General features: G+C 61.2%; 12 protein-coding genes and 1 tRNA gene. 11 read left to right on the top strand and 2 right to left on the bottom strand.

Annotated features, from left to right (window positions below):
• Window positions 1-12 precede the first annotated feature (12 nt).
• The 11 genes from HFO71_RS35060 (at window position 13) to HFO71_RS35010 (ending at window position 13535) form a co-directional block, all read left to right on the top strand.
• Complete coding sequence (locus tag HFO71_RS35060) at window positions 13-1248, top strand: TIGR03862 family flavoprotein (RefSeq protein WP_077976446.1); 1236 nt, start codon at window positions 13-15, stop codon at window positions 1246-1248.
• 159 nt (window positions 1249-1407) lie between these two features.
• Window positions 1408-2367: a helix-turn-helix domain-containing protein gene (locus HFO71_RS35055; protein ID WP_077976455.1), complete on the top strand. Its 960-nt coding sequence runs from the start codon at window positions 1408-1410 to the stop codon at window positions 2365-2367.
• 157 nt (window positions 2368-2524) lie between these two features.
• Window positions 2525-4033: an aldehyde dehydrogenase gene (gene adh, locus HFO71_RS35050; RefSeq protein ID WP_077976445.1), complete on the top strand. Its 1509-nt coding sequence runs from the start codon at window positions 2525-2527 to the stop codon at window positions 4031-4033.
• A 248-nt stretch (window positions 4034-4281) separates the two neighbouring features.
• Window positions 4282-4677, top strand: coding sequence for a DUF779 domain-containing protein (locus tag HFO71_RS35045; RefSeq protein WP_077976444.1), 396 nt, complete (start codon window positions 4282-4284; stop codon window positions 4675-4677).
• Window positions 4678-4783: 106 nt separating this feature from the next.
• Window positions 4784-5380 carry a DJ-1/PfpI family protein gene (locus HFO71_RS35040; protein WP_131643090.1) on the top strand — a complete coding sequence of 199 codons (597 nt, stop codon included), beginning with the start codon at window positions 4784-4786 and terminating at the stop codon, window positions 5378-5380.
• 24 nt (window positions 5381-5404) lie between these two features.
• A complete protein-coding gene (locus tag HFO71_RS35035) occupies window positions 5405-5755 on the top strand; it encodes a ribbon-helix-helix domain-containing protein (RefSeq protein WP_003543205.1) in 351 nt (116 codons plus the stop codon).
• Between the two features lie 165 nt (window positions 5756-5920).
• Window positions 5921-6628 carry an SDR family NAD(P)-dependent oxidoreductase gene (locus tag HFO71_RS35030; RefSeq protein WP_020051779.1) on the top strand — a complete coding sequence of 236 codons (708 nt, stop codon included), beginning with the start codon at window positions 5921-5923 and terminating at the stop codon, window positions 6626-6628.
• Between the two features lie 236 nt (window positions 6629-6864).
• Window positions 6865-7998, top strand: a complete 1134-nt coding sequence (locus tag HFO71_RS35025; RefSeq protein WP_131643089.1) for a calcium:cation antiporter — start codon at window positions 6865-6867, stop codon at window positions 7996-7998.
• A 137-nt stretch (window positions 7999-8135) separates the two neighbouring features.
• Window positions 8136-8900 (top strand): bestrophin-like domain, encoded by a 765-nt coding sequence (locus HFO71_RS35020; RefSeq protein ID WP_077976440.1) that lies wholly within the window; start codon window positions 8136-8138, stop codon window positions 8898-8900.
• Window positions 8901-9126: 226 nt separating this feature from the next.
• The gene (locus HFO71_RS35015; RefSeq protein WP_221970582.1) at window positions 9127-10323 is read left to right on the top strand and encodes an efflux RND transporter periplasmic adaptor subunit; all 1197 of its coding nucleotides are present in this window, start codon (window positions 9127-9129) and stop codon (window positions 10321-10323) included.
• 41 nt (window positions 10324-10364) lie between these two features.
• Window positions 10365-13535, top strand: coding sequence for an efflux RND transporter permease subunit (locus tag HFO71_RS35010; RefSeq protein WP_131643087.1), 3171 nt, complete (start codon window positions 10365-10367; stop codon window positions 13533-13535).
• Window positions 13536-13626: 91 nt separating this feature from the next.
• Here the strand turns inward: HFO71_RS35010 and HFO71_RS36140 are convergent, their stop codons facing one another.
• On the bottom strand, window positions 13627-14436 hold the full coding sequence (locus tag HFO71_RS36140) for a hypothetical protein (protein ID WP_245007099.1): 810 nt from the start codon (window positions 14434-14436) through the stop codon (window positions 13627-13629).
• Window positions 14437-14840: 404 nt separating this feature from the next.
• Window positions 14841-14917, bottom strand: a tRNA-Met gene (locus HFO71_RS35005).
• Between the last annotated feature and the right edge of the window lie 50 nt (window positions 14918-14967).

Genomic DNA, 14967 nt, shown 5'->3' with positions numbered 1-14967 from the left:
GCGAAGACATCAATGAACCAGAAGCGGATTGCGATCATCGGCGGCGGCCCGGCGGGTCTCGCGGCTGCCGAACTGCTTTCCCGTTCCGGTCACGCGGTAACGGTCTACGACGCCATGCCGACCTTTGCCCGCAAGTTTCTGCTGGCCGGCAAGTCCGGTCTCAACATCACCCATTCCGAAGATTATGCCCGTTTCGCCACTCGCTTCGGCGCGGCTTCTGCCCGTCTGCGCCCCGCTCTTGATGCCTTTACCCCCGATGATATCAGGGATTGGGCAGCAGGGCTCGGCACTGAAACCTTCGTCGGCTCGTCCGGGCGGGTTTTCCCGAAGGAGATGAAGGCCTCGCCTTTGCTGCGCGCCTGGCTCAGGCAGCTGGAGGCACAGGGCGCCACGCTGCGCACCCGCCACCGCTGGACCGGTTTTGCCGAAGACGGTTATGTTTTCGAAACGCCCGAAGGGCGCAGCATCTTCTATTGCGACGCGGCCCTGCTCGCGCTCGGCGGCGCAAGCTGGCCGCGCCTCGGCTCCGATGCTGCCTGGGTGCCCCGGCTGGCCGGCAGGGGTGTGGAAATTGATGCTTTTCAACCCGCCAATTGCGGCTTCGTCGTCGGATGGAGCGGGAACTTCAGCGAGCGTTTTGCCGGCCAGCCGGTAAAATCAGTCACCGCCACGTCCGAGGCCGGCACGTTTCCCGGCGAATTCGTCATCACCGGCAGCGGCATCGAAGGCAGCCTCGTCTATACCCATACGGCCGCATTGCGCGACCGGCTGCTGAACCACGGCAGCGCCCTCCTGACGCTCGACCTCGCACCCGGCCGCACCATCGAGAGGCTGAGCCGCGACCTTGCGCGGCAGGACGCCAAATCGAGCTTTTCAAACCGCCTGCGTAAGGGCGCCGGCCTCGACGGCGTCAAGGTGGCGCTGCTGCGCGAACTTGCTCCCGAGCGCGACCGCACCGATCCGGGGCGTCTCGCCGGCATAATCAAGGCCCTGGCGGTGCCAGTGATCGAAACCCGGCCGATCGCCGAGGCGATCTCCTCGGCCGGCGGCATCCGCTGGAGCAGCATCGACGAAAACTACATGTTGAAGGCACTGCCGGGCACCTTCGTCGCCGGCGAAATGCTCGACTGGGAAGCGCCGACCGGCGGTTATCTCCTCACCGCCTGCCTGGCGACCGGCCGGGCGGCAGCGCGTGGTATCGAAGCCTGGCTGTCACGGTCGATGCCGATGATCTCAAACCGGATCTAGATCAATGAAATGGCGGATGATGTCGTGCAAAGATCGCTGACACTTCTCAGCATTGTGCCCTGATCGCTTGAGGCGAAGGGGAGGATGGCCGTCGACACGTGCAATTGCAAACCGGCCGCTTTTCCATCAGACTATGCTGAACTTCGGTGGGAGGAGCCGATGCACGAACACTCAGCTCATGCCGAGCACGTCTACACGTCTGCCCAGCGCGATTCTGCGGCAGCCAGTTCTCCTGTTGTCGCCTCATGGCGGCGATGCATGACCATGCACCAGCTTGCCCCCGAGGATGAACGCGCGCCGCTGCGCCTCACCGACCAGGAATTTCGCCGTGCGCGCGAGCAGTCCGAACAGTTGATTGCCAACGCGACAGAAGAGCTCGATCGTCTCTTTACCACCGTTGGCAGGGCCGGCTGCTGCCTGCTTCTGACCGACAAGAACGGCATCGCCCTGGAGCGCCGGGGCGCTGCCGGCGACGACAAGGAATTCCGCGAGCTCGGTCTGTGGACCGGCTCGGTCTGGACAGAGGCCAGCATCGGCACCAACGGCATCGGCACTGCCCTTGCCGACGAGCGTGCCGTCGCCATTTTCCGCGATCAGCATTTTTTCAGCTCGAACACCAGCCTCAGCTGCACGACGGCGCCGATCCGCGACCATCGCGGCCGGGTGGCAGCAGCCCTCGACATCTCCACATGCCGCGAAGATGTCAACGAGATGACGCTGGCGATCCTGACGCAGACCGTGCGCGATGCGGCGATGCGAATCGAACTCAATCTTTTCCGCTCGGCCTTTGCCGGCGCCCGTTTCCTGATGGTCCCGGCCGGCGCCAATTCCGCTGCCGCCCTGCTTGCCGTCGACAGGCACGATCTGGTGCTCGGTGCGACGCGCGCAGCCCGCATCGCGCTGCAGCTCGACGACAGGCGCATCGCCGGAGGCATTCCCGCCGCCGATGCCCTGCACGAGGCTGGCGTCGCCCAGCAGGACGAGATGGTCGAGGCGGAAAAAGCGGCCCTGCTTCGGGCGCTGTCGCGTGCAAGCGGCAATGTCTCGCAGGCGGCGATCGCCCTCGGCATCAGCCGCGCCACGCTGCACAGGAAGATGAAAAAGCTCGACCTCCACTGATCAAGGTTCGCCGCCCGCAATCGTGAAGCGATGCTGTCGCAGGTCTGCGACACTGTGCACTGCGGTATGGAAGACCCTCCCTGTTCACTCCGTCAAAACATGCACATTTTCCTCCCACTGGTTCGTTTGGGAACCTGGATCATCAAGGGAGGATGACATGCTTCATCAGAAAATCGTCGAGTCGCCGTTCAAGCTGAAATACGGCAACTATATCGGCGGCGAATGGCGCGAGCCGGTCGAGGGAAAATACTTCGAAAACCTCACGCCCGTCACCGGCGGCAAGCTCTGCGACATTCCCCGCTCTAATGAAAAGGACGTCAACCTCGCACTCGACGCCGCTCATGCGGCAAAGGAAAAATGGGGTCGCACCTCGGTTGCAGAACGCTCCAATATCCTCATGAAGATCGCCCAGCGCATGGAAGACAAGTTGGAATTGCTCGCCCAGGCCGAGACCTGGGACAATGGCAAGCCGATCCGCGAAACCATGGCGGCCGACATTCCGCTGGCGATCGACCACTTCCGCTACTTCGCCTCCTGCATCCGCGCCCAGGAAGGTTCAATCGGCGAAATCGACCATGATACCGTCGCCTATCACTTCCATGAGCCGCTCGGCGTCGTCGGCCAGATCATTCCGTGGAACTTCCCGATCCTGATGGCCACCTGGAAGCTGGCGCCCGCGCTTGCCGCCGGCAACTGCGTCGTACTGAAGCCCGCCGAGCAGACCCCGGCCTCGATCCTGCTCTGGGCCGAGATCGTTGGCGATCTCCTGCCGCCCGGCGTGCTCAACATCGTCAACGGTTTCGGCCTCGAAGCCGGCAAGCCGCTGGCGACCAGCCCGCGCGTCGCCAAGATCGCCTTCACCGGCGAGACGACGACAGGCCGGCTCATCATGCAATATGCCAGCCAGAACCTCATTCCGGTGACGCTGGAGCTCGGCGGCAAATCGCCGAACATCTTCTTCGCCGATGTGATGGCCGAGGATGACGATTTCCTCGACAAGGCGCTCGAAGGGTTTGCGATGTTTGCCCTCAACCAGGGCGAAGTCTGCACCTGCCCGAGCCGCGCCCTCGTCCAGGAATCGATCTACGACCGCTTCATGGAAAAGGCGGTCAAACGCGTTGAGGCGATCAAGCAGGGCAACCCACTCGATAGCGCGACGATGATCGGCGCCCAGGCCTCGACCGAGCAGCTGGAAAAGATCCTCGCCTATCTCGATATCGGCAAGCAGGAAGGCGCGGAAGTGTTGACCGGCGGCTCGCGCAACGATCTCGGCGGCGAGTTGGCGAACGGCTATTATGTCAAGCCGACGATCTTCAGGGGTCACAACAAGATGCGTGTGTTCCAGGAAGAAATCTTCGGACCGGTGGTTTCGGTCACGACCTTCAAGAACGAGAAGGAAGCGCTCGAAATCGCCAACGACACGCTCTACGGCCTCGGCGCCGGTGTCTGGAGCCGCGACGCCAATCGCTGCTACCGTTTCGGCCGCGAGATCCAGGCTGGCCGCGTCTGGACCAACTGCTACCACGCCTACCCGGCCCATGCCGCCTTCGGCGGCTACAAGCAGTCGGGCATCGGCCGTGAAACCCACAAGATGATGCTCGACCACTACCAGCAGACCAAGAACATGCTGGTGAGCTACAGCCCGAAGGCACTCGGCTTCTTCTGAGAGCCGTCCATAAGTGATATGCTGAAAAGCCCTCTCCCGGCGACGGGAGAAGGCCTAGGCTGCTGATGAGTCGGCAACCCCTCTTTCGTCATGCTCCGGCTTGTCCCGAGCATCTGCAGCCGGTTGATATCAAGCAGATCCTCGGCACAAGGCCGAGGATGACGCCGAGTAAAGAGCGAGGTTTGTCAACAAACTGAGCTTTCTCCCCAACACGGGGAGAAGTCCTTGTGTCTTCGGAGGAGGCATCCATGGAAACCACCACCGTCAACGGCGAACCGCGTGTTCTCGCAACCGACGCAGCTCTCGATTTGATTGCAGAAATCAAGCGGGATCATCCCGATATCCTCTTCCACCAGTCCGGCGGCTGCTGCGACGGCTCCTCGCCGATGTGTTATCCGGCTAACGAATTCATGATCGGCGACAGCGACGTCAGGCTCGGCGAGATCGGCGGCGTATCAGTCTATATTAGCGCCAGCCAGTTCGAGGCGTGGAAGCATACGCAGCTGATCATCGACGTCGTACCCGGCCGCGGCGGCATGTTCTCGCTCGACAATGGCCGCGAGAAGCGCTTCCTCACCCGCTCCCGCCTCTTCGGCGGCGGCGAGGCTTGCGCGGTGCCTGATGTGAAGGTCAGGGCGGTCTAATGCTGTTGCCTTATCGGGTGCGAATTTCGCCTGTAGTATTCCCATAGTACCTGCTCGCGGCAGCTCTTTGCTAATCTCCGCCAGTTGGTTTCAAAGGGAGGAAACGATGCCAGCCTCAAAGATCCTGATGATCACGGGTGACTTCACCGAAGATTACGAAACGATGGTGCCGTTCCAGACGCTGCTCGCCTGCGGCTACACGGTCGATGCCGTCTGCCCCGGCAAGAAGGCCGGCGACACCGTCGCCACCGCCATCCACGATTTCGAAGGCGACCAGACCTACTCCGAAAAACGCGGCCATAATTTCGCGCTGAACGCCACCTTCGACAGCGTGCGCGCCGAAGATTACGATGCACTCGTCATCCCCGGCGGCCGCGCGCCCGAATATCTTCGCCTCAATGCCGACGTCCTCAAATTCGTCCGGCACTTCTTCGACGCAGGAAAACCCGTCGCCGCCATCTGCCATGGCGCGCAACTGCTCGCCGCAGCCGGCGTACTGAAGGGCCGCACCTGCTCGGCCTATCCCGCCTGCCGGCCGGAAATCGAGCTTGCCGGCGGCATCTATGCCGACATATCAATCAACGATGCAGTCTCAGACGGCAATCTGGTCACGGCGCCCGCCTGGCCGGCGCATCCGTCGTGGCTGCGCCAGTTCATGGCCGTGCTCGATGCCGCGGCCCTGCTCGAAACCAACGCCGCCTGAGAAGGCGGCACGGGGGAGGACGATATGTGTGAACTGTTTATCAAGGCGGATGCTCGGCTCTGGGAAAGCGCTACCCGATCGCTGCGCATCGACGGCATGGTCACCAGCGTCAGACTGGAGAATTTCTTTTGGGCGAAGCTCGAGGAGATTGCCCGGCGCGACGGCATGAATGTCGTCCAGTTGATCACCCGGCTGCATCATGAATCGATCGATGCCGGCCACGATCTCGGCAACTTCACGTCCTTCCTGCGGGTCTGCTGCGCCCGTTATCTCGACCTGCAGCTCACCGGCGACATCCCGGCCGATGTCACCCGTCCGATCTCAGGCCTCGACGCGCCTGTCATCCTCGACCGCGAACGCGCGAAATATCACTGAAATCACGTCCGACAGACGATCAAAGACGAACGGCCCGCAGATAGCTCCGCGGGCCGTTTCGCAAACATCTGACCTGTGTTGGGCGGCGGGCTTGCACTACCGCGCAGCCTGGATCAACAATGCGCCGCACCGTCGAGCGCGGGCACCGCCAGGAGATCGATTGCCATGAAAGACCAGAAAGCCGTGATCGTCACGGGAGCCGGCGGCAACCTCGGCAGCGCCGTTGTCCGCGAGCTTGCCAGCGCCGGCGCGAAACTCGTCTGCATGAACCGTTCGAGCAGTGAGCTGGAAGCCTTGGCCGGCGATCTTCCTGCCTCCACGGAGTTTCTGTCGATCGCGGGAACGGATCTCACCGATTATGCCTCCTGCGCCGCCGCCGTCGCCCGGGCCGTCAAGCGCTTTGGCGGCGTCAGCGCATTGGTCAACACCGTCGGCGGTTTCCAGATGGGACCGGTCGGGCCGGAGGCGCCCGCGCAGTGGGAGACGATGATGACCGCAAACGCCCGCACTGCGCTGACAATCAGCGCCGCGGTTCTCCCGACCATGAAGGCGGCAGGCTACGGCCGCATCGTTCATGTCGCCGCCGCGCCCGGCCTGAAGGCCGGCGCCAAGCAGGCCGCTTACGCCGCCTCGAAAGCCGCCGTCATCCGGCTGACCGAGGCGATCGCTGCCGAATGCCGCGACGACCGCATCACCGCCAACTGCATCCTGCCCGGGACAATCGACACGCCTGAGAACCGCGCGGCCATGCCTGATGCGAAGACGGACGGCTGGGTATCGCCGCAATCGATCGCCCGCCTCATCGCCTTCCTGATTTCGCCGGCCGCAGCCGTCGTCACCGGCGCGGCAATCCCGGCGACCGGCCGCGAATAACCCAAGGCGCGGCGTGATCGACCGTCGGCGACTGCTCCCTTGTCGAGATCCGTGGGTGATGAACGACAGAGCCCTACAAGTTTTAATCAGTGGTTTACGATCTGACTTGAGCTTCGGTTCGCCTTGAGGCAGCGTCGTCTGTGCCTGCTCATGGGACAGGCAAAAGAACAGCGGACGGACACCATGGTGTTGATGATCGCATTGCGGCGGCATTTGCTAGAAGGCGGGTGGTTTCGATGACGGACGGTCCGGCATTGCGCGCTGTCGGCCCAAGCAGCCTGATACGCGAGGAATGGTTCCTGGGCGTCAGCGTCGTGACGAGCTTAGCGTTTCTTGCCTTCCAGGAGCAGCTCTTCGGCCGGCTTGCCGATCCGCTATGGTTCAGTGTCATTTTCGTCTGGCTGTTTGCCGTCGTCCTCGGCTCCGCACTGTCGGTCGTGCGGCACGCGGATCATTTGGCTGAGCGGCTGAAGGAGCCCTACGGCACGCTTATTCTGACGCTTGCCATCACCTCGATCGAGGTGATGGCAATATCAGCCGTCATGCTTCACGGCGAGAACAATCCCACGCTCGCGCGCGACACGCTGTTCGCAGTCGTCATGATCATCCTGAACGGCATGGTCGGCCTGTCCTTGCTGCTGGGCGCATGGCGGCGACCGGAACAGCAGCATAACCTGCAGGGCGCCAACGCTTATCTCGGGGTCATCGTGCCGCTGGCGACCCTGAGCCTGGTGATGCCGACATTTCTTGCAGGCCCGGACGGACAGCATCCATCCGCACCGAGACAACTGATACTGGGTATAATATCGGTCGGTCTTTACGCTACGTTTCTGTTTCTTCAGGCCGGCCGCCATCGGGACTATTTCACCGACGACAGCAATCGTCACGAGTATCATGGTGAACATGCCCCTCCCCGCGGGCCGGTCTGGCCTCATGCCATTCTGCTTTTCGCCTATATGGCTCCCGTCGTCTTTCTCGTTGAACAGCTTGCCCGCCCGATCGATTACATTATCGAAACCCTGCATGCTCCAACCGCATTTGGCGGTGTTGTCATGGCCATCCTTGTCGCAACGCCTGAGGCAATCAGCGCCGTGCGTGCGTCCATCGCCAATAATCTTCAGCGTTCCGTCAACATCTTCCTTGGTTCGGTGCTGTCAACGATCGGGCTGACCGTGCCGGCAATGCTTGTCATCAGCCGTCTTTACGGGCACCCGGTGAAGCTGGGCCTCGAACATGGAGATCTGGTGATGCTCCTGCTCACTCTGGCCGTCAGCATCATCACCTTTGCCAGCGGCCGCACGCATCTCATGCAAGGTGCGGTCCATCTGGTGCTTTTCCTGGCTTACGTGCTGCTCATTTTCCAGCAATGAAATCCGCCCAATTACGGCCGCACAAGATCTGGAAGTTAAGAGTTCCGCGCTTGGTCCGTCTTCCGCTATGATGACGGGAGCTATTGCACAGCTTGCAGGGTGGCTGCAGGACTTACGTGGCGATACGGAGGCCGGACTTGGGCTCACTGTTGGTTGGAGGGCTTGTATTTGTTTTTCTGTCGATGGCAACATCGATAGGATTGGTGGTGCGCGGCCGTTTGCCGGATCACCATCTCAATGCAGAATCCAAGGACGTCATCAGGCTGGCGACCGCGGTGGTGGGAACGCTGTCGGCTCTGACGCTCGGCCTTCTGATTGCATCCGCCAAGTCGTCCTATGACAATGCCGAAGTGGAGATGAGAACGGCCGCGGCACGGGTACTCCTGCTTGACCGCGTGATGGCGCAATACGGGCCGGAAACCGACAAAGCGCGTCAATTGCTGCGTGAACTCATAGAGAGACGGCTGAGCCGCGGCTGGACTGCCGAGACCACCGACGAAACATTCGGCAATGCGCCGGGGGAATATCAGGATATCGAGGCGGTTCAGGCCGTCCTTCGATCCCTGTTGCCGAGGGGTACCGTGCAGCACTCTCTGCAAGCGCGTGCTGTTGAGGTGAGCGGCATGATGGCCGAGGCCCACTGGCTGCTGGTCGAATCCGGAGAAGAGGGTCTGCCATGGGCCTTTGTCACCGTTCTCGTCTGTTGGCTCTCGCTGCTCTTTGCGACCTTCGGGCTGCAGGCGCCGGCCAATCTGACGGTGCTGTCAATTCTGCTCGTCTGCGCTCTATCCGTCGCCGGCGCCATCTTCCTGGTTTCGGACATGGCGAACCCATATCTCGGGCTGATCCGCGTTTCGGACGCACCATTACAGTCTGCCATCGAACGGCTCGGGAAACCGTAGCCGCGTCATGGCATCCATCGAAGACGAACTCGCAGTTGAATTGCGCACCAACAGCTATTGCAATTTTTAGCAATGCCGCGACATAATATCGCATGCCCGGAACTTTTCGGAGAGGGGTCGTCTCCACCGAGGCATGCATGAAGACTACAGCGCCGCGCGTCTTTTTCAGACGCGCAAATGACGCTGTATGCCTTTGAAAGAGCTCGTAAACATCGGGGCGGCGGCAATGCGTGTGAGATTGTATCAGGGTCTGCACCTGTCTGTGGTTCTCGCCGGCATGGCAATTCTCGCTGGCTGTGAGGAAAGCGGCAATACTTACGTCGCCCCTCCTCCACCTCCGGCTCGGGTCGCCCAGCCGATCCAGCAACCGGTGACGCTCTATTTTGAACTCACCGGCAATACGGCGCCGCTCAACTCAGTTGATATCGAGGCGCGCGTCCAAGGCTACGTCCAATCGATCGACTACCAGGACGGCATGACGGTGATGAAGGGCACCAAGCTCTTCGGAATTGAGCGCAACACCTATCAGGCGCAACTGGATCAGGCGAAGGCATCCCTCGCCTCGCAACATGCGTCTCAGGTCGGCGCGCAGCAGGAATACGACCGGCAGCTCAATCTATCGAAGCAACAGGTCACAACGCAGACCGCGGTCGACAGCGCCAAGGCGACGCTCGACGAGGCGAATGCGTCCATCCTCAATGCCCAGGCCAATCTCGATCTCGCGACGATCAACCTCGGATATACGGAGGTGTTTGCCCCCTTCGACGGCACAGTCACCGATCACCTCGTCGATATCGGCGCTCTTGTCGGCGTATCCGGTCCCACCAAACTCGCCAGCATCGTTCAGACAGATCCGCTTTATGCCTATTTCAACGTCAGCGAAACCCAGGTGCTGATGATCAAGGAAACCCTGGCAAGGCAGGGGCGCACCTTCAAGCAGACGGACCTTCCAAGCATTCCGGCGGAGCTCGGCCTGCAGACCGAGGAAGGCTACCCGCATAAGGGACATCTCGATTACGTCTCGCCGCAGCTCGATGCCTCCACAGGCACGCTTCAGGTGCGCGCCCTGTTCGACAACAAGGACCATGCCATGCTGCCCGGTCTCTTCGTGCGGGTTCGGGTGCCGGTCGGCCATAACGACAAGGCTCTGCTGGTGCGCGATGACGCCATCGGGACAAACCAGCTGGGCAGCTACCTGCTTGTTCTCGGCAAGGACGACGTCGTCGAACAGAAGCAGGTCAAGACCGGCCAGCGCGAAGGTGCGCTCCGTGTCATCGACTCCGGCCTCGATCCCGCCGACTGGGTCGTAACCCAAGGTATCCAGCAGGCCATCCCCGGCAGCAAGGTCACGCCCGAGAAGATCGAAATGAATCCACCGGCAGCTGCCACCGGCGATGCCAAGGCCAAGACCACCACGCAATGAATCCGCCGCCATGCTTCATCTGAACGTCTAAGGACAACAGCATGATCTCGCGTTTCTTCATCGAGCGACCGATACTCGCCAATGTTCTGGCATTGGTTTTCGTGCTCATCGGCGCGGTCGCCCTGTTCCAGCTGCCTGTGGCGCAATATCCGAACGTCGTTCCGCCGACGGTGCAGGTGACGACGCGCTTCCCGGGCGCCAGCGCCCAGACCCTCGTCGACACCGTCGCGCTGCCGATCGAGCAGCAGGTCAACGGCGTGCAGGACATGCTCTACATGCAGTCGACAAGCGCCAGCGACGGCACTTATTCCCTGACCGTGACCTTTGCCATTGGAACCGATCCGGACCAGGCCCAGGTTCTGGTGCAAAATCGCGTTGCCATTGCGATGTCATCGCTTCCCGAAGCGGTGCAGCTTCAGGGCGTGACGACGCAAAAGAAATCGACGGCGATCCTCGGCTTCGTCAGCCTGACCTCGCCCGATAGCCGCTATGACAGCCTTTTCCTGTCGAACTACGCCGTCATCAATCTGCAGAATGAACTCGCTCGCCTGCCGGGTGTCGGCAACGTCACCGTTTTCGGTGCCGGCCAATATGCCATGCGCATCTGGATGGATCCGAACCTACTGCAGGCACGCGGCCTGACGCCGCAGGATGTGGTCAGCGTCGTGCAGCAGCAGAGCCAGGAGGTTGCCGCCGGCCAGATCGGCATTCCGCCGGTGCCGAAGGGGCAGGTCTTCCAATACACGCTGAACGTCAATGGCCGATTGAACGAGGCGGCCGACTACGAAAACATCGTCGTCAAGGTCGAAAGCGGACAGGGCGGCCGCATTACGCGCATTCGCGATATCGGCCGCGTCGAACTCGGCGCCCAGACCTACAGTCAGTCCTTCATGCAGAACGGCCGGCCGGCAGCCGGTATCGGCATTTTTCAGCTGCCGGAGGCGAATGCCATTGCAGTGGCGCAGGCGGTGAATACGAAAATGCAGGAGCTCTCGAAGAGCTTCCCGCCGGGCCTCGAATATCACGTGCCGTTCGACACGACGAAATTCGTCGACGCTTCCATCGACGAAGTTTACGTCACCTTGATCGAGGCGGGCGTTCTCGTTCTCATCGTCATTCTCGTTTTCCTGCAGGATTGGCGGGCGATGCTCGTGCCGGCGACCACAGTTCCGGTCACCATCATCGGCGCCTTCGCTGCCATGGCGGCACTGGGCTTCACCGTCAACCTGTCGACGCTGTTTGCCATCGTTCTCGCCATCGGCATCGTCGTCGATGATGCCATTGTCATCGTCGAAGGTGTCGCCCGACACATCGAGGCGGGCATGTCCGGCCGAAAGGCGGCCGAAAAGGCGATGGAGGAACTGCTCGGCCCGGTCATCGGCATCACGCTTGTGCTGATGGCAGTTTTCATTCCGGCCGCCTTCCTACCCGGCTTGACCGGGCAGCTCTATCGGCAGTTCGCCCTCGTCATTGCCGCCACGGCGCTGATCAGCGCCATCAATGCCGTCACGCTGAAACCGACGCAATGCGCCCTTTGGCTACGCCCGCCGGTCCCGCCCGAGAAACGCAACATCTTCTATCGCGGCTTCAACAGGGTCTATGACAGGGGTGAACGCAGCTATGCCGGGCTGATCGGATCGATGACCCGCCACAGCGGCATCATGGTCATAGCAGCACTTGCGCTGATCGGTGTCGCCGTCTGGGGGCTCGCCCGTCTGCCGACTGCGTTTCTGCCCATCGAGGATCAAGGCTATGTGCTGATCAGTGCGCAGCTGCCCGACGGCGCATCGAAGGAGCGCACAGACGCGGTGATGGAAGAGGTCGGCAAGATCGCCGAAGCCACACCTGGTGTCGATCAGGTACTGACCATCAGCGGCGTCTCGGTTCTCGACAACAATGCCAGTCTGCAGAATGCCGGCGTCGCCTATGTCGTGCTGAAGGACTGGGACGAGCGCGGCAAGGAAAAGGGGCAGGATCTGCTGTCGATCTACCAGCATTTGAACGGCGCGCTGCAAAGCGTGCTGGCCGCCAAGACGCTGGTGGTCGTGCCGCCTCCGATCCAGGGCGTCGGCAATGCCAGCGGCTTTACCATGCAGGTCGAGATCAGGAACGGCATTTCCGACTACCCGCTGCTGCAATCGCTTGCCGACACGATCGTCAAGAACGGCAGTGCCCAATCGTCGCTGCAGAGGCTGAGCACCCCTTTCCGCTCGAACGTGCCGCAACTTGCCGTTTCCGTCGATCGGATCAAGGCAGAGACACTGGGAATTACGGTGGGCCAGGTCTTCTCCGCTCTCTCCGGCTATGTCGGATCGAGCTATGTCACCCAGTTCAACAAATTCGGCCGTACCTTCCAAGTCTATGCGCAAGCCGCTTCCGATTTCCGGGTCAGCGCTGAAGACATCCGCAATCTGAAGGTCAAAGCCGGTGACGGCACGATGGTGCCGCTCGGAACGGTCGTCGATGTCACCACGACACAAGGCCCCTCCCTGATCAGCCTCTACAATCTCTACCCGTCCGCAACGATCGTTGGCGGGCCTGCCGCCGGCTTCAGTTCCGGCCAATCGCTCGACGTCATGGAGCAGATTGCCGATCAGACACTGCCGCCGGGTACAGGCTTCGAATGGACGGCGCTGTCCTATCAGGAGAAGGCCGTGGGCGGGCAGATCTATTTCATCTTCGCACTTGCCATGCTCCTCGTCTATTTCGTGCTCGCGGGCCAGTATGAAAGCTGGACCTTGCCGCTGGCAGTCCTTCTCGCCGTGCCGCTCGCTCTCCTCGGCACGGTGGCAGCGCTTATGGCAGCCGGTGTCGCCAACAACCTCTATACGCAGATCGGCCTTATCCTGCTGATCGCGCTTGCATCGAAGAATGCCATCCTCATCGTCGAATATGCTAGGGAAAGGCGGGCGGAAGGCATGGAAATACTGGATGCGGCCGTCGAGGCCGCCCGCTTGCGTTTCCGGCCAATTCTGATGACGTCCTTCGCCTTTATCCTCGGCGTCCTGCCGCTCGTGCTGGCGACCGGCGCCGGCGCATCCGCCCGCAAATCGATCGGCATATCGGTCTTCAGCGGGATGATCGCCTCGACCTGCCTCGCCGTGCTCTTCGTACCCTCTTTCTACGTCGTGCTACAGCGCTTCGAAGAATATTGGAAAGGACGTACGAAGACCGCAGCCGTCGCTGAGGTGGAGGTGTCGAAGGTACAGTAAGGGTGTTGTAACAACCTTTTTGCGCGATCGTCTGCGGTTTGCGGGACTGGGTTGTTGGCGGGCACTTCACAGCGGGATGTTCGAAAAGACGCTATAGTCCCGAGGTCAGCACCCTATGACAGGCAGGCGACACGCGTTGCAGATTATCTCGGAGGCAAGCCATACCCCGTCCTCCGCCCAAAGGCACCATGCGACACAACGCCTGAAAATCCGCTCCGCAGGTTTCACGCAGGATCATCAGTTCCTCGCGCGGCGAGAAGGCCGGCATCATGGCTCGAGGAGCGGGCGTGGTCGCGACCGTCGCCGCGGCGCCGCTGGCTGGGGTTGATCCGGCTGATCCTCCCCCCGCTGATCCTCCCAAGGCCGCAACGGCTTGCTGACACGGCGCCGATAGAGCGGCATTGTGCTGCTGCAGGCAACTGAGTGCCTCAGTGCCGCCCGGTGTGACGCCGGAGCATTGCGCCATGAAATCGCGTTGGCAGGCCGATTTGACAGCGCTGCGTTGCGCCTGGGTCGGCTGATGCGCCGGTACACCCGTCGCCGGTGCCGGGCTGGTCGCCCCAGTGGTTGCTGGCGCAGCCGGAGCCGGCTCCGCGGATGTCGACTTAGGTTTGCTTATCGCCGACACCGCCTTCCGACAGCCAGCCGAAAGCGTGGCGCTATGCTGTTGCAGGCAAGTGAGCGCCTCGATACCGCCCGGCGTCACCCCTGAGCATTGCGCTATGAAATCGGAGCGGCATTCCGCCCTGATCGCATTGCGCTGCTCCTCAGTCGGCGCTTGCGCGCAAGCGACACTGGCATAGAGCACCACTGCGCAGAGAGCTGGCAATCCCGAGATAGCAAACGGAAGACGACCCCTTCCATGCGAAGTCGTCAGTAAAGAAGATGCCCATTTTCGCATTTATTCATTCCCCCATAAATCTCTGATCTACTCCATGAAATCGCATAGCCTTGCTGAGTAGAATAACCAGCGTCCGCCAATTGGAGGGACGTTGCGTGCTGTTATGGAAATATTAAAATGCCGGCTCCACGTATATTAGAATATTATACTTTTATCAACTATTTACTCGTGCCTGAAAGTTGATCATACGCCCATTGGGATTTTTTTTGCTGCAGTGTCTCTGACCAGAAAGACGCCATGGACCGACCGGGCATGCGTTTACGACAGTTGGGGAACGAGGCTGAGTTTGCCGCAGCGGTTCCCAACGTCAAATCTTGCGTCGCCATGCCATTTCGCAAAAACAGCAAAGCCCCGGCCGTTTTTGCGGTCCGGGGCTTTGTTGTTTTGTCTATTTGGGAAGTATCTGGTTGCGGGGGCAGGATTTGAACCTGCGGCCTTCAGGTTATGAGCCTGACGAGCTACCGGGCTGCTCCACCCCGCGCCATGTGCAAATCCCGAAGGGATTTGTCGCGTCTGAGTAAACGCCTTTGG

Source organism: Rhizobium laguerreae (genome assembly GCF_019778565.1).
In the GTDB taxonomy this organism is placed as follows: Bacteria; Pseudomonadota; Alphaproteobacteria; order Rhizobiales; family Rhizobiaceae; genus Rhizobium; species Rhizobium laguerreae.
Note: the sequence above shows the minus strand (reverse complement) of the source record. Positions and strands in the feature narration are given on the sequence as shown.